General features: G+C 44.9%; 13 protein-coding genes. 6 read left to right on the top strand and 7 right to left on the bottom strand.

Features of this window, described 5'->3' with window-relative positions; genetic code table 11:
* Window positions 1–1,353, bottom strand: a complete 1,353-nt coding sequence (locus tag KI659_RS08210) for a TolC family protein (protein WP_213944863.1) — start codon at window positions 1,351–1,353, stop codon at window positions 1–3.
* Between the two features lie 104 nt (window positions 1,354–1,457).
* Window positions 1,458–2,291, bottom strand: a complete 834-nt coding sequence (locus KI659_RS08215; RefSeq protein WP_213944864.1) for an AraC family transcriptional regulator — start codon at window positions 2,289–2,291, stop codon at window positions 1,458–1,460.
* A gap of 742 nt (window positions 2,292–3,033) precedes the next feature.
* Between KI659_RS08215 and KI659_RS08220 the strand changes: the two genes are divergently transcribed.
* The 4 genes from KI659_RS08220 (at window position 3,034) to KI659_RS08235 (ending at window position 7,449) form a co-directional block, all read left to right on the top strand.
* Window positions 3,034–4,449: a fibrobacter succinogenes major paralogous domain-containing protein gene (locus KI659_RS08220; RefSeq protein WP_213944865.1), complete on the top strand. Its 1,416-nt coding sequence runs from the start codon at window positions 3,034–3,036 to the stop codon at window positions 4,447–4,449.
* Between the two features lie 3 nt (window positions 4,450–4,452).
* Complete coding sequence (locus KI659_RS08225) at window positions 4,453–5,814, top strand: fibrobacter succinogenes major paralogous domain-containing protein (RefSeq protein ID WP_213944866.1); 1,362 nt, start codon at window positions 4,453–4,455, stop codon at window positions 5,812–5,814.
* A 205-nt stretch (window positions 5,815–6,019) separates the two neighbouring features.
* Complete coding sequence (locus KI659_RS08230; protein WP_213944867.1) at window positions 6,020–6,502, top strand: very short patch repair endonuclease; 483 nt, start codon at window positions 6,020–6,022, stop codon at window positions 6,500–6,502.
* Between the two features lie 308 nt (window positions 6,503–6,810).
* Window positions 6,811–7,449, top strand: coding sequence for an NAD(P)-dependent oxidoreductase (locus tag KI659_RS08235; RefSeq protein WP_213944868.1), 639 nt, complete (start codon window positions 6,811–6,813; stop codon window positions 7,447–7,449).
* Window positions 7,450–7,567: 118 nt separating this feature from the next.
* Here the strand turns inward: KI659_RS08235 and KI659_RS08240 are convergent, their stop codons facing one another.
* Window positions 7,568–8,578, bottom strand: coding sequence for a glycoside hydrolase family 43 protein (locus KI659_RS08240; RefSeq protein WP_213944869.1), 1,011 nt, complete (start codon window positions 8,576–8,578; stop codon window positions 7,568–7,570).
* 155 nt (window positions 8,579–8,733) lie between these two features.
* On the opposite strand from KI659_RS08240, the gene KI659_RS08245 reads away from it, so the two are divergent.
* Window positions 8,734–9,240 (top strand): YcxB family protein, encoded by a 507-nt coding sequence (locus KI659_RS08245; RefSeq protein ID WP_213944870.1) that lies wholly within the window; start codon window positions 8,734–8,736, stop codon window positions 9,238–9,240.
* A 239-nt stretch (window positions 9,241–9,479) separates the two neighbouring features.
* Here the strand turns inward: KI659_RS08245 and frr are convergent, their stop codons facing one another.
* From frr to KI659_RS08265, 4 genes are all read right to left on the bottom strand, one after another.
* A complete protein-coding gene (frr, locus tag KI659_RS08250; RefSeq protein ID WP_213944871.1) occupies window positions 9,480–10,040 on the bottom strand; it encodes a ribosome recycling factor in 561 nt (186 codons plus the stop codon).
* 15 nt (window positions 10,041–10,055) lie between these two features.
* Entirely contained in the window at window positions 10,056–10,766 is a 711-nt protein-coding gene (gene pyrH / locus KI659_RS08255) for a UMP kinase (RefSeq protein ID WP_213944872.1), read from the bottom strand.
* Window positions 10,767–10,915: 149 nt separating this feature from the next.
* Window positions 10,916–11,410 (bottom strand): acetyl-CoA carboxylase biotin carboxyl carrier protein subunit, encoded by a 495-nt coding sequence (locus KI659_RS08260; protein WP_213944873.1) that lies wholly within the window; start codon window positions 11,408–11,410, stop codon window positions 10,916–10,918.
* A 302-nt stretch (window positions 11,411–11,712) separates the two neighbouring features.
* Window positions 11,713–11,907 carry a hypothetical protein gene (locus KI659_RS08265; RefSeq protein WP_246535334.1) on the bottom strand — a complete coding sequence of 65 codons (195 nt, stop codon included), beginning with the start codon at window positions 11,905–11,907 and terminating at the stop codon, window positions 11,713–11,715.
* A 156-nt stretch (window positions 11,908–12,063) separates the two neighbouring features.
* On the opposite strand from KI659_RS08265, the gene KI659_RS08270 reads away from it, so the two are divergent.
* On the top strand, window positions 12,064–14,643 hold the full coding sequence (locus tag KI659_RS08270) for a M1 family metallopeptidase (protein ID WP_213944875.1): 2,580 nt from the start codon (window positions 12,064–12,066) through the stop codon (window positions 14,641–14,643).
* Window positions 14,644–14,679 lie beyond the last annotated feature (36 nt).

The following is a 14,679-nucleotide window of genomic DNA, read 5'->3' on the forward strand; positions in this document are numbered from 1 at the left end:
TCATTCGAAGTTTTGGGTAAATACACTGATTTCTCCTTGCACGGCCGCTTGGTAAAGCAACGCTTTCCACATTTCCGCCTTGGCCTTGATCACCTCGGCCTCTGCTTCGGCCAGAGTGGCCTGTCCCTGTAAAAGTTCAGCCATATTGATCAGGCCGGCATCATACCTGGCCTGGAGCGCATCAAAACTATACTGGGCTGCCTGAACGTAATCAGGGGCAAGCTCGGCGGTTTCCAAAGCCTTGTCGAAAGTCACTTGGGCTACTATCCTGTCTTTTTCCAAACCCCTATAGATTGTCTCTTCCCGGGCTTTGGAAGCTTCGACCAAGTAATCCTGTCGCTTGATCCGCTGCCTGGTCTGTGCAAATTGGAAAACCGGAACGGTGACTTGAAATCCTAAACCATAATTGTACCTTGAAAATGACAAACCTTCTGTAGGCGCTTCAAAAGTCCCGTCGGCTAGGATGGCCGAGCCCCTGGCAAATCCGGTTCCCCAAAAATTTAGGTCTGGAAGTAATGAGCGGCTGATCTGTGTTTTTTGGTATTGGGCAATTGCCGTTTGCTGTTGGGAGCTTTGGATTAATGGATGAAGGGTATTTGTGGAGGAGGGTAAGCGTGCTGTTTGATTGCCGAGTCTTTGGTCTACAGGTATTGTGACATCATCGTCACCCAAAAGCTCTCTTACCAAAGTTCGATAGGATTCCATTTCTCTTTGGCCTTGGAGTAATTCCAATTTGGATTTGATGAAAAGTGAGTTGAACTGGGATGAATCGACGCCAGGTCTAAGTCCATTTATTACCAAACTTCGGCTCAACTCAAGATTAAACCTGTACCTCTCCATGTTTTTTTCAAGCGCATTGACTTTGGCCGTCATCGCCCAAAAATCGAGGTAAGCATGGATAAATTTTATTTGATGGTCCAAGATGGCTAATTCCTCATTGGCTTTTGAAAACTCCAATTCTGCTTGGGCAGTGTTGACCCGGCTTTGTCTTTTCCCAAAGGTCAGCGGAGACCAGTTTAATAATAGTGCAGCAGCGCTCCCGTATACCATCTGGGCGGAATTTTCTAGGGAAGGAGGGCCACTGATAGGCAAAACCTGCCCGGGCATAAACATCCCCGTAATATTGTTGGCGGTAGCATAATTGGCTTGATATGAGGCGTTGAGCTGGGGGGTAATATCTGCTTTTTGGTAAGAAAGTTCCCTTTGGGCTGCAGCCGTTTCCAATTGCCTTGCCCTGACTTCTGGGTATTTTTCGGTGCTGATTCTTACCAGTAGGTTGATACTCTCTTGGGGAAAAGCTTCCTGTATGAGGGTCAAAGCCAAAAGAAAGAATAAACTTATGGTTTTATGCATGGAGTAAGGTTAGATATAATTTTAGGCCTAAAGCCAAATGCAAGTTAAAAGGATTATCCAAGCGGGCTTTGGTAAATTTGAGAGGTAAAATGGTAAATATGAAATCAGGATTGATGAGTAAAGTGTCTGGCTCTAAATTGATAAGGGGTGATGCCAACGTGTTTTTTGAAGAATTTTATAAAATAAGAGGCGTCATTGAAATGAAGCAGGTCAGCTATTTCATTGATGTTGGACTCTGAATGAAGGATATTTCTTTTGGCTTCCAGTATTATTTGCCCCGTTATTAATTCTCCTGCACTTTTACCAGAATGCTTTCTAGATATCCTGTTTAGGTTTTGGGGTGTAGTCCCCAAGGCTTCTGCAAATTGATTGACTTGGTGATATTGGGGACAATGCGTGGTTAATAGCTGCTGGAACTGATCAAACATCCCGCCGTGGTCTGGCACAGTAAGGCTCTCAGTTTCTTCAAAATTACATAAGTAGGCCAGGATTACCCTTAGGTAACCCAGTATCATCTCATTTTTTAACGGGGAATCAGATTTGTAAGCAGCAAACATTTCTTGCAGGATGATTTCACTGTTCCATTCTTCCTGTTTTACAGATTTACGCAGTATGGATGGGAGTCTATTCAATAATGACCAAAGAGGTGCGTCAGTTATTTTATTGATAAACTCCTCTTTGAATAAGACAACGTAGCCTTTCGGAACCGCTGTAAATTGCCAATGGTGGACTTGCCCAGGTTTCATGAAATAAAGGTCTGGAATTTTGACCTGAAAGTTTTCAGTTTCCACCCAATGGAAACCCTCTCCCTCGCTTAAAAAAATAAGTTCATAATAGCCAGCATGTTTATGAGGTTTGGTTTTTTTGATTACCTCCTTAAACTTGGAGACCTTTACCAATTGTTCGCTTTCCAGCTTGTTTTTATTTTCAATTCCCATACTAGTCCATTTTCCCAATTGCAAGTTAAGGCTTTATAGCCGAAGGTTAATGAATTCTTTACAGGCGGTAATTTTAGCAGCTTCATGCAAGAGATGCATAGCGTGTGGTATATAATTAGGTTAAACTTTTATTATTGCTGCCTTTTTTGATACAAAGTATTTATGTAACTTTATCCCTGTAAGGTTTAATAATGGAAAGAACTGGTTGTCAATGACGGCCAATTCTTTAGAGTCTGGGCTTCTTTGAAGCCTTTTTTATTTTTTGGCGTTCTGGTTTAGGAGTTTAGTCGGCCTTCGGCCTCGGTTTAGGTGTTGTAGAGTGCTGGTTGAATGGTTGAGCATACCGAAATGGAATAGCTTCGCTGTATTCCATTCGGACCTGAATAAAGGATTAAGGAACAATAGCACTTTACGTTAATCCCTTAATCCCTCGGATGCGCAAAGCGCCATCCGACATCAACCTATCAACCGACCCGCGCTGTAAAACCATAGTCTCCTAACTACTTACCTCTTACCTTTGACTTCCCCCAAATCCCCTCTGCTACCTTTGTTGTTATATTTCCCTTCAATTCCCTTTGGTCTTTCTAGTTAGTTTTTAAATTTTTTCGATTCAAAATAGTAAACAAAACACTGATTTAATTTGCTAATATAATTTAATCAAGATATTTTTGGTATATAGATTGTTTGATGCTATTAGCAGTTTTTAAGAATATCGCTTTTTGGCGAAGTAGAGGGATTTTAGATGAAGAGATTTTTAACTTTTATAGCGTTTTTTAGCCTAATAGCTTGTCAATCCTACGAGGAACAGACCGCAGATGGGCAAGCCAGCTTTCTAATAGGGTATATGCCCCAATTTGGCAATGTGGAAATCAATGCGCGCCAGCTTAGAATTTCAGCCTGGGAGCACCAGATGGCCGCATCAATGGAGGTTCATATCCAGAGCACCGCCGATGGCAGCAGCCATGTGCTGAATTTTACCCTTTCCAATTCTAATTTGCCCCAAACCATCCTACTACCCTATGGCACCTATACCTATGAGGTCACACTGGATGGCCGGGAAATGGAGCAATATTTGCCCTTCAGGTCTGAAGGGACTTTTGAACTCCAAGGCCCTCAGGCCCAAATCAGCATGCAGGCAGAAAGCAGCTATGGGCTAATCACCGTGCTCAATGACCAAGTGGATGGGGTGAGCAGTGAAGGGCAGGAATTTTACCTGACAGATGATGAGGAGTTCTATTACTTATACGTAGCGGGGGGAAGTGCTGTCAGCCTAACAGTCAATCCCAAAGATGGACAGGATCCGATCAATCGGGAATTGACAGTTGGGACCTCTGAGCATTACCATTTTTTCATCAATCCAAGCGGAGAGCCCAATTCGAGCTTGGTCGACTTGGTGATGGGGGAGTTTTCCTATACCGAGGAAGAGATAGCTTTGGATAACCTTACCAATGTGGTGTATGATGCGGATGGAAACAGGTATCGCACCGTTCAGGTCGGCAACCAGGTTTGGATGGCCGAAAATCTCAGGACCTCCTCCTATTGCAATGGCGATCCTATAAGACGGGAGGCAAATCCTGAAAACTGGGATGATGTAGAAGAAGGGCTATGGACTTACTATGATGACAATGAGGCCTATGGGCCGATTTACGGAAAACTTTACAACGGCTATGCTGCAACCGATGAGCGGAACATTTGCCCTTGCGACTGGCGCGTGCCCACTAAGGAGGATTTTGAAGAGCTTGCCCAGTTATTGGACCAAGATTATACAGGACCAGATAGAATGAAGGATACCGGATTTGAGCACTGGAAATCGCCAAACACAGGGGCGACCAATGAAACGGGCATGACCATGAGAGGTGGCGGAATGTTGCTCAGGCAGACCCCACAGCGCGACAGGGAAGAAAATAGATGGCATTATCCCTTCCCTTTAAGGGTTGGCTACAATTGGTTGCATCTTGTGGGGAGTTGGTGGACGCAGACCGAGGGAGAATTCAGGTTTTGGTGGTATGCTTCTCAACCTGAGCCACCGGGGTATAGGTTCAATACCCTTTATGTTATGGATTTGAGATTTAATAGCGTCGGGTATGTGAACCCGGGGGTTCACGATGGCTACAAAACCGAAGGAATGTCCATCAGATGCATTAATGAAAACCCCTAAGCCATGAAAAAACTGCTTTATATATTTTTATTATTGGGGCTTCTCAGTTGTACCCAAGAGGAGGAAATAATTCCTACTTCCACCCTGCAATTTACGGGAATCAATATTGCCGATTTTGGACAGAGTTCCATAAACGCTAGACAAGCGGATGCATCTGATTGGCAACATGTGCTACCCGATTACATTGAGATTTCAATAGTTAACCAACAGACCGGTGATGAATTACTTTTGCCCCTAGATCCCAACGATTTCAGCACTCCTTACAGTGTGGACTTGCCTTTTGGGGATTATGTGTTTTCCTATGAGCCTTCAGCTGGAGTTTTTGAGGATTACCTGCCTTTCGAAACCCACGGTGCATTTGCCGTTAATGGCAGTCCTGTTTCGATCACCATTGAAGCTTTCAGTGATTATGGTTTGGTTTCACTGAGGAATGAATATGTGGAGGCATCCCAAATAGTTTCCGGAGGAGATGAAAAGGAGCTGAGGAGATCTGCTGATCGCAACTTTTACTATCAATATGTGCGAGGTGGTACCAATGGCACATTGAGGGTAATAGAACATTTTGATAGGGAAGTTCTTGAAATGGAAGTGGCCGTGGAGGCTGCCAACCATTACCATTATTATTTGCAGCTTCCTGAGCAAGGTAATGCATATTTTCAATTAGTACTTACTGAATTTTCGCTGATTCAGGAGGGGCTGGACCTGACTCCTGCAGTGGAGGGGGTAGTCAGGGATGCTGAGGGGAATGTATATAAGGTAGTCAAAATCGGCAATCAATATTGGATGGCCGAAAACCTGCGTAGCTCTACTTTCTGCAATGGTGATCCGCTGGAGGATGCCGGCCAGCCCAATTGGGATTGGGAATATGGCAATGACATCCCAGGTGCCTGGTCATTTGACAATCAGCCGGAATATGATATTCCATATGGCAAGCTTTATAACAATAGGGCTGTAGTCGATGATAGAAATATCTGTCCCTGTGGTTATAAAGTCCCAAGCCTAGATGACTGGAGAGAACTTCGCGATTACTTAGGAGGCAGTGAAGAAGCCCCAGAAAAAATGAGAAGTACCAACCCTAGATATTGGATCGAAGAGTTTCACCGAACAGCCACCAATGAGAGTGATTTCAATGCAGTAGGGGCAGGGTTGGTCTGGCTTGACCTTTTTGGCTATAATTTTCCGAGTTATTTCAGTAGGTTCAATGAAATGACTTCTTGGTGGACCAGTACGGTGGAGGAAATGGAGGACCCTTGGTTTCCCTATGATGTGGTTCATTCCGTATGGTTAAGTCAAACACTTCATGAATCAGGGTTTGATAATCCCGATAATGTATTTCTTCGATCGGTGAGGTGTATAAGGGAGTGAAAAATGATTGGCGCCTGCCCACTTCCATCTCATGGTGTCGGAAATCAACAAGAATTCTATTTCCCGCATCAGGGAAAAGTAATCGTAGTTTCCTTTAGGGCAAGGGGATTGTTTCTACATGATTTGGAGTTATTTCATTGAATTGCACGATTGAGTCCTTGGGTATGTTATAGCTCCAGAGAAAGTGTAGTGGAGTGAATTTCCAATGAGTAAGTTATATAAGCAGCCCAAAATACAAGTGCCTAGATTCAGTGAGGAGAATGGCTTTTATACCACCAAAAAACGGTCTGACAACATGGCCCGCATCAAAGGTTGGGATACCAAGCCTGAGAAAATACTGAAAAAGGCGCTCTGGCATGCGGGAGTCCGATACAGAAGCAACAGCCAAAAACTCCTAGGCAGACCTGATATATCATTCATCAAGTATAAGCTGGTTGTATTCGTAGATGGCAGCTTCTGGCATGGTCATGATTGGAACCGCAGGAAATCTTCCATCAAGAGCAACCGAGATTTTTGGCTGCCCAAAATCGAGCGAAACATGCAAAGAGACCAAGAAGTAAATGCCTACTACCTGTCCAAAGGCTGGACGGTTTTGAGGTTTTGGGATTTTGAGGTGAAGAATGAATTGGGCGTATGTGTGATGAAGGTGGCTGAGGAGATTGAGAGGGCGTGTGGTTTTAAGGTTTAACTTCTTTGCGGAAGAAAATGGGCCGCAAAGGACCCAAAATTTTAAAGAAGTACACTATGGCCTCTTCGCGGAGTAAGAATTGGTCAAAAAGGGCACTATGGTCACAAAGTGGACAAAGTTCAAAAGTAGTAGCACGAAGAATTTTTAAGTACGAAGTTAGAGATAATCTTTTTGATCTGAATGAGTTTATCGGTAAATTTGTAAGTGGTTAATTTTTAGGTTTTTGCGAGTTGGTTCGGTGTGAGGTTTTTAATGCCGATCGGGTATGTTTTAGTGTATAATTTCACTTCTGATAAAATTCCAACATTATGCAAATCACTATTTTGGGAGCCACTGGTCAGGTGGGTGGCTCAGTACTTCGAGAGGCGTTAAAGAAAAACTACCAAGTGAAAGTTTTAGTGAGATCTCCGGAAAAGCTGAATGACCTGAGAGATAAAGTTACGGTAGTCACCGGTAACTTGTTGGATGCGGATGCAGTTGAAAAAGCACTTCAAGGGAGTGCTGCGGTTATTAATGCCGCGGGGGGAGTGAAAGAGCCTGATCAGTTTGAAAAGTTTCAACGTATCGGACAGTTGCTGACAGGTAAAATGAATGATCAAGGAATAAAGCGGTTGGTCAATATCTCCGGGGCCGTCAGTGCCCTTCCTAATGAGTCATTGGATTTGCAAAGGAGAATTATGAAGGTTTTTGTAAGTATACTTTTTAAAGAGATGAAACAGGCCCAAGAAGCACTGATGCCCATAATTATATCAAATGGGCAGATATACTGGACTTTTGTGAGAGCTGCCATGATCACTAAAAAAGCGGGGACGGGTAAGGTGTTGGCCGATGACAAACGGATGCCGGGCACCTCAATTAGATTGGATGACTTGGGGATGTTTTTAGTCGATCAGGTTTCCTCTGATAAGTGGGTGAAAAAAGCACCTTTGGTTGCATCAAAAACGTAATGGCAGATGTCAGGAGATATGATGGTTTAGAGGGTCTCCTCCAGCTAAACCTACCTGGTGCAGACAGGCTCCTAAACTCCCAATCCCCGAAGGGGTGTTCGGGAAATAAACTTCTAAACTATTTTCCGGCAATTTTTCTCTCCGGAACCCCTTCAAAGGTAATCCTTACCGGCTTGATCTTTCCTTCTTCGTCAAATTCCATCTTGTCTATGCAGACCACGCGGTGGTTGTGGTGGGTTTCCTCCAAGGGCCTGCGGTGATATACGATATAGTATTCGTCCTCTTCGGGAATCTGGATGACGGAATGATGGCCGGCACCGGTGGCTACTTCGGGGTCTTGCTGGAGGACGGTGGCTTCCCGCTCGAATGGGCCGAATGGACTGTCGGCAATTGCATAAGCCACTCTATAATTAGGGCCTCCCCAGCCTCCCTCGGACCACATAAAGTAATATTTTCCGTCCCGGATAAACATAAATGGTCCTTCCACATAATCTTTCGGAGTTACTTCCTGGTAAAGTTCCCCGTCCTCAAATGGCTCGAGCCCGGTGAAGTCCTCATTGAGCTTGACCACATTGCAGTGGCCCCAGCCACCGTAATACATGTAGTGGGTCCCGTCTGCATCCCGGAAAACAAACTGGTCAATGGGCTGGGCGCCGTTGACGATCTCGTTGATTAGAGGCTTGCCGATGAGGTCTTCAAAAGGCCCTTCGGGTTGATCCGCTACAGCCACGCCTATACCTCCCAGAGCTTCCTCTTTTTGTATATCGTTTGCCCCGAAGAAAAGGTAGTATTTGCCCTTGTTTTCAATTACCGAGGGAGCCCACATGGCACTGTCGGCCCAAGTAATGACGGCTGTGTCAATAATTCGCTCGTGTTTTTCCCAGTTGACCAGGTCTTTAGAGGAGAATGCGTCCATATGGACCTGCCGGTGATAGGCATCCGAATAGGTGGGGTAGATCCAATAGGTGTCGCCGTAGACAATTCCCTCCGGGTCAGCGTACCAACCCTCAATAACCGGATTTCCGGAATAGGCGGGTTCGGTTGTAATGGGTTCTTGCGGAGAACAAGCTATTAGAGGAAATAGGGATAAAAGGAAATAAAGGGAAATATTGTGGGAGGAGGTTTTCATAGGTTGGTAGGTTTGGATTGAAAATAGGGGTTTTTGGAGAATGATGCAGGGGGAAAGGGTTTAGTGGTTGGTTAGGGTGATGGCTGGTAGGGTACTTCACCCATATATCCCGCCCCTACCTTGCAAAATAAATCCCTACACCTTATCTTCCCTCTATGTCAGAAGTCACCATACATACCGGATTGAGTTTTAAAGATTACAGGAGGGCGAATTTCTTTTTGCTGTATAGGCGGAATATGACCAGGGGGATGCTGGTGCTGGGGGTTTTGTTGATATTGGGCACGGTGGTTTTATATTTTTTGAGGCCTGATTATTATTCCAGTTTTCCCATTTTGCCAATTGCCTTGGGTGCGGCGATGGTTTTGTTGCCACCCTTGTCCTTGCTCAGGTCGTCCAAGAAGAACTATTTTGGCGATGCCCGCTTGAGGGAGAAGTTTACCTACAAACTTGACAGGGAGAGGATACAGGTTTTGGGCGAATCGTTTGACACAACCTTCTCATGGAAGAAACTTTATAAGTTTGAAGTTTCAGACCACTGGGTGCTGCTTTGGCAAAATGCCCAAATGGCACTGCTGATTCCAAAAAGAGACGTGACGGAGGGCCAAATTCAAAGGTTGAAGGATATTGCGGGCAAGCATCCGGGAGTGAGGACGAAATATTAAAATGATAACAAAAGCCACTTCGCGGAGTAATTGGCCACAAAGTTTTAAAGAAGTGGCACAACTTGTTCCGAGAAGCGGAGCGGGAAAGGGCACTTTGCGGAGGGAAAGGGTCATAGAGCCTCTTCAGGGAGGGAGGCCGAAAAAAATATTATTTTAATGGGCAGAACCTAAAGCGCTAGACTGCTTAGTACCTAGTACAGTGTACTTAGTACAATAAAAAAATCCCCGAAGGGATTTTTTTATACTTTCATGATTTCGGCTTCTTTCTTGTCGAAAAGCTCGTCGATTTTTCCGCTGAACTTATCGGTGTATTTCTGAACCATGTCTTCTGCTCTTTTGACTTCATCTTCAGGAGCCCCATCTTTCTGCAGCTTTCTCAAGGAGTCGTTGGTATCTTTTCTGACGGTACGGAGGCTGATCTTGCCGTTTTCGCACTCTTGCTTCACCTGCTTTACCAAACCTTTTCTTCTCTCTTCTGTCAAAGGCGGGATGGTCAAGATGATGATCTCCCCGTTGTTTTGCGGGGCAAGTCCTAGGTCGGAGTTTACAATTGCCTTTTCGATTTCACCGATCAGGTTTCTTTCCCATGGCTTGATAGTGAGGGTTCTGGCATCTGGCGTGGTGACTGAGGCCACCTGCTGCAATGGGGTAGGAGCGCCATAATAGCTGACCATGATCCCGTCAAGCAGGTTTGGCATAGCTTTTCCGGCCCTTATTTTTACCAACTCAGCAGCCGTGTGGTCTACGGCTTTTTGCATGAGCTCTTTTGCATTATCAAGTTCTAATTGAATCTCTTCCATGATATAGTTAAAAGCTTATTTTGACATAATTAAAGTACCAACGTCCTCTCCGTTGATCAGGTTTTCCAGATTGCCGTCTTTGTTCATGTCGAAGACGATGATAGGAAGGTTATTTTCCTGGCAAAGGGTGAAAGCCGTCATATCCATTACGTTTAGGTTGTTTTCATAAACTTCCTGGAAGGAAATGGTTTCGTAACGGGTGGCATTGGCGTCTTTTTCAGGATCTGCAGTATATACTCCATCCACTCGGGTGCCTTTCAATACCACCTCAGCTTCGATTTCAATGGCTCTCAAACTCGCCGTAGAATCCGTGGTGAAGTATGGGTTGCCGATACCTGCACCAAAAATCACTACTCTTCCTTTCTCCAAATGACGAATGGCTCTTCTGCGGATAAAAGGCTCGCATACGCTCTCGATTTTGATGCCGGACATCAGTCGGGTGTACATGCCGTTTTGCTCCAAGGCACTCTGAAGCGCCATGGCATTGATCAAAGTGGCCAGCATGCCCATATAGTCACCCTGCACACGGTCGATTCCGATTTTCTCGGATTGAACGCCCCTGAAAATGTTGCCTCCTCCGATTACAAGTGCTACTTCTACACCCATGTCCACCACTTTTTTGATTTCCAGGGCATATTGCTCTAGTCTTTTTGGATCTATGCCGTAGTTTTTGTCACCCATTAGGGCTTCGCCGCTAAGCTTAAGGAGGATTCTTTTATACTTCATGCTCTGATGGCCTTCTAAAGAAAGGTATTTGTTGTTGAAATGATTTTTATCGAATATTTAAACTCGACAAATATAATTTGTTAAGGTAATAAAACTATGGGAAATTGGGTTTTTTTGGACCGATGTAGGATGTCCGATGACCGGAGATTCTAGAATTGAATCAAAACCTGGTTTTTTTCCACGCTGGCCCCTTTGCTTACCTTGATTTCCTTTACCACTCCGTCGCCTGGGGATTTGATGATGTTTTCCATTTTCATGGCTTCCAGCACAAGTACGTGATCGCCCTTCTGTACCTCATCTCCTATTTTCACCTTGATATCAAAAATAAGCCCCGGCATGGGTGCCTTGATATCTTTAGCTTTTGATCCGGCTGTGTTGTTCATTCCCAATTTTTCCAAAAGCAAGTCATAACGGTCCTTTATGGAAAGGGTGACGGTTTTGTTGTTGAGTTTGACCTTGAGGGTTTTTTCCTCGGCATTGTGCTCGATGAGCTCCAAGTTGTAGGACTTGTTTTTGGCTAAAATATGGTAGCGTCGGTCCTCGAGTTTGGTAATGTCCCACTCGACCAGACTTTCATTGACCTGAAAGCCCTCGTTTTCCTTGCTTACCTCGAATTTGTCTTTATTTATAGTTACTGAATACATATTAGGGAATTTTGGTGGCTAAAGATAGTAAATGTGTGGGAAAGGACAAGGTGTGGGCATTGTACTAACTATATTGTACTAGGTACTAAGTACGATGTACTAAGCGTTCACGAAGGCGAAGGGATAGTGAGTACCAAGAGTACTACCACGTACCACCTAATCGCAGCGGAGGCTCACCGCTATCCTGTGTCTTTGACTTAGTGCCTAGTACCTAGAATCTTGGTACAACAAATAGTACAATAAAAAAACGACAACTACATGCTGTCGTCTTTTGAACAAAAAATCATATTTGGAGGTAATGCTTATGTCAGCTTTTTGGATCCGGCGCCCATCATGATGCCCCCGATTACTAATAGTACAACGCTCACAATCACGGGGGTCCAGTTGGCCGTGCTCACGGCGATATCCATGCCCAGGAAAGAGAAGCTTTCCGAATCCTGAATGGCCTGGATGCCAAAGATCAAGGTGCCAACAACACCCAGAATTAGTAAAATCATTCCAGCTATTTTCATAAAGTGTAGTGTGTTTGGTTAAAATAATAGTATAACAAAAAGAGTGCGCAAAATTTTTATGGGCTTCACTTTCAGCCAAAAACCCAATCCCCGAAAATTATCTTAACTTAGGACGTTGTTATTTCAAACCCGTTTGATTTTATGAATTTAAAAAATACCAGTGTTTTGTTATTGGCCCTTTTGCTGGGGTGTAAGACGCAAACCGAAGTAACCCAGGCACCGGCAGAAATGGAAGAGGTGCCAGCAGAGGTGGAGGAAAGGTTTGAGACTACCCAGCAGCAGAAAGGGGTTTTAAGGCAGAAAGAATATGAACTAAGGGAGTATAGGGCTACTAGGGAAAGGCATTTTGACCTTCTTCATACTTCATTGGACCTGTCTTTTGACTTTGAGAAAAAGCATGTTCTTGGGAAAGCCAAGCTAAAACTCAAGCCATATTTTTATGATCAAAGGAAGCTGGAACTTGATGCCAAAGACTTTGAAGTTTACGATGTTTCTGTCATCAGGGAGGATGAAAATTATCCCCTGAATTTCAAGTATGACCAGAAGAAACTTTTAATCTACCTGCCGGGAAAAATCTCCTCAAGCGACACCCTGGACCTGTCCATTAGTTACACTGCCAAGCCGTATGAAGGCGGTAGCGGCGGCAGCGCAGCCATCACGGATGATAAGGGGATGTATTTTATAAATCCAACCGGTGAGGAGGAGGGGAAGCCCACGCAGATCTGGACCCAAGGGGAAACGGAGCATAATTCCAAGTGGTTTCCCACCATCGATGCCCCAAATGAGCGGGCCACCCATGATTTCAAATTGACCGTGCCCGAAGGATACCAGACATTCAGTAACGGAAAGTTACTGGGCAGGCAGGATAATGAAGATGGTACGCGCACAGACCACTGGGAGATGGATATGCCTCATGCACCATACTTAGCCGCAGTAGTTGTTGGGGATTTTGAAGTAGTGGAAGACCAATGGGAGGATGTACCCCTGCGCTATATTGTAGAGAAAGGATACAAAGAGGGTGCGGCCAAGGTTTTTGAAAATACTCCCGAGATGATCGGTTTTTTCTCGGAGCTGTTGGGCGTGAGGTATCCTTGGCAGAAGTATGATCAGGTGGTGGTAAGGGATTTTGTGTCTGGAGCTATGGAAAACACAACCCTTTCCATTTTCATGGAAGCACTTAATCTCGATGAGCGGGAAGCCTTGGATAGCGAATGGGAGGGCATCATTGCCCACGAACTTTTTCACCAGTGGTTTGGGGATTATGTAACTACGGAATCTTGGTCCAATTTGCCGTTGAATGAGGCTTTTGCCAATTATTCCGAATACCTGTGGGAAGAATTCAAGCATGGTAAGGATGCGGCAGACCTTTCACATGTTGGAGAAATGGAGCAGTATTTTTCCGAGGCTGAAGGGAAGCAGGTAGACCTGATTAGATTTTACTATGATAATGATGAGGAGATGTTTGATAGCCACTCCTACGCAAAGGGGGGTAGAATCCTGCATATGTTACGAAAGTACTTGGGAGATGAGGCCTTTTTTGCTTCCCTAAACCATTATTTGGAGAAGCATGCCCTGAGCAGTGTTGAAGTTCACGATTTGAGACTGGCTTTTGAGAAGGTGAGTGGTAAAGACCTCAATTGGTTTTTCAACCAGTGGTTTTTGGACTCTGGGCATCCTGAATTGGATGTCAGGATAGATGAGAGTGTGCCAGGGAATATTCTGCTGACCGTAAGGCAACAGCAGCCTTTGGGGCAAACCCCGTTGTATAAGTTGCCCTTTAAGGTTCAATATTACATTGATGGGGTGCGGTATGAGCGGGAGTTTGTGTTGGAAGAAGGAGAGCAGTTTTTTGCCCTAGAGAACGGAGAATTAACGGATGTCGTGCTGTTTGATGAGGGCATGGAGTTGCTGGCCAAAAAGCAGACTTTCAGGGGATTTGATAGGCTGGTGGCCCAATTTGAAAATGCAGAGGCAGGGATAGCCAGGTATGAGGCACTGGACAGTTTGACTACTCACTACACCCGTCAGGAACTCGGTGGGATATTCCGTTCTGGAATGGAGGATAGGTTTGGTTCATTGAGAGAGCTGGCCTTGGACAGGTTGAGTTCGAGTGAGGTAAACTTCCAATTTGTGGAGGACTTGGTGTACCAGATGGCCCAAGAGGATGAGAAGAACAGTGTGCGGGCTGCAGCTATCGAGGTGCTGGCGCAAAACAACCCGGAGAAGTATCAAGCCTTTTTCAGAGCCCAATTGGATGAACCTTCCCTTTATGTGGCTGGGGCAGCTTTGGCCGCATACCTGGGGCATGAAGGTAATGACGACAGACAGGAAGTAGCAGAAGGATATATGGATCACCGTAACATCCGGGTGGTAGTGGCTTTGGCCAATTACTTTTCTGCAAGGGAAGAAAAGCAGTATGCGGGCTGGTTTCACGATAATCTCAACAAGCTTAGTGGAGAGTCGCTGTATTACTTTTTGGGGTATTATGGTGATTTCTTTGCTAGGCTTGAGGAGCAAGAGAGGAACGTGGCCATTGAAAAGCTTTATGAAGTGGCAGCAGAGAACCCTGCGAACTATATCCGCTTGGGAGCCTTTCAGAGTCTGTTTGGATTCTATGACGAAGATGGGGTAAAAGAAAAACTCAAGCGCCTCAACGAAGAGGAGACCGATAGTATGGTGAGGCAGTATCAGGGTTTTTACCTGCAGAATTATGGAGATTAAAGGTGAGGGCAAATATTCTAGAAAAATTAATTGGTT

Origin of the sequence: Litoribacter ruber (assembly GCF_018449405.1) — a bacterium.
GTDB lineage: Bacteria > Bacteroidota > Bacteroidia > Cytophagales > Cyclobacteriaceae > Litoribacter > Litoribacter ruber.

What these genes read in the sequence shown, in the direction of transcription:
- KI659_RS08210 (WP_213944863.1), bottom strand. Translation starts at nt 1,353, where the DNA reads ATGCATAAAACCATAAGTTTATTCTTTCTTTTGGCTTTGACCCTCATA.
- KI659_RS08215 (WP_213944864.1), bottom strand. Translation starts at nt 2,291, where the DNA reads ATGGGAATTGAAAATAAAAACAAGCTGGAAAGCGAACAATTGGTAAAG.
- KI659_RS08220 (WP_213944865.1), top strand. Translation starts at nt 3,034, where the DNA reads ATGAAGAGATTTTTAACTTTTATAGCGTTTTTTAGCCTAATAGCTTGT.
- KI659_RS08225 (WP_213944866.1), top strand. Translation starts at nt 4,453, where the DNA reads ATGAAAAAACTGCTTTATATATTTTTATTATTGGGGCTTCTCAGTTGT.
- KI659_RS08230 (WP_213944867.1), top strand. Translation starts at nt 6,020, where the DNA reads ATGAGTAAGTTATATAAGCAGCCCAAAATACAAGTGCCTAGATTCAGT.
- KI659_RS08235 (WP_213944868.1), top strand. Translation starts at nt 6,811, where the DNA reads ATGCAAATCACTATTTTGGGAGCCACTGGTCAGGTGGGTGGCTCAGTA.
- KI659_RS08240 (WP_213944869.1), bottom strand. Translation starts at nt 8,578, where the DNA reads ATGAAAACCTCCTCCCACAATATTTCCCTTTATTTCCTTTTATCCCTA.
- KI659_RS08245 (WP_213944870.1), top strand. Translation starts at nt 8,734, where the DNA reads ATGTCAGAAGTCACCATACATACCGGATTGAGTTTTAAAGATTACAGG.
- frr (WP_213944871.1), bottom strand. Translation starts at nt 10,040, where the DNA reads ATGGAAGAGATTCAATTAGAACTTGATAATGCAAAAGAGCTCATGCAA.
- pyrH (WP_213944872.1), bottom strand. Translation starts at nt 10,766, where the DNA reads ATGAAGTATAAAAGAATCCTCCTTAAGCTTAGCGGCGAAGCCCTAATG.
- KI659_RS08260 (WP_213944873.1), bottom strand. Translation starts at nt 11,410, where the DNA reads ATGTATTCAGTAACTATAAATAAAGACAAATTCGAGGTAAGCAAGGAA.
- KI659_RS08265 (WP_246535334.1), bottom strand. Translation starts at nt 11,907, where the DNA reads ATGATTTTACTAATTCTGGGTGTTGTTGGCACCTTGATCTTTGGCATC.
- KI659_RS08270 (WP_213944875.1), top strand. Translation starts at nt 12,064, where the DNA reads ATGAATTTAAAAAATACCAGTGTTTTGTTATTGGCCCTTTTGCTGGGG.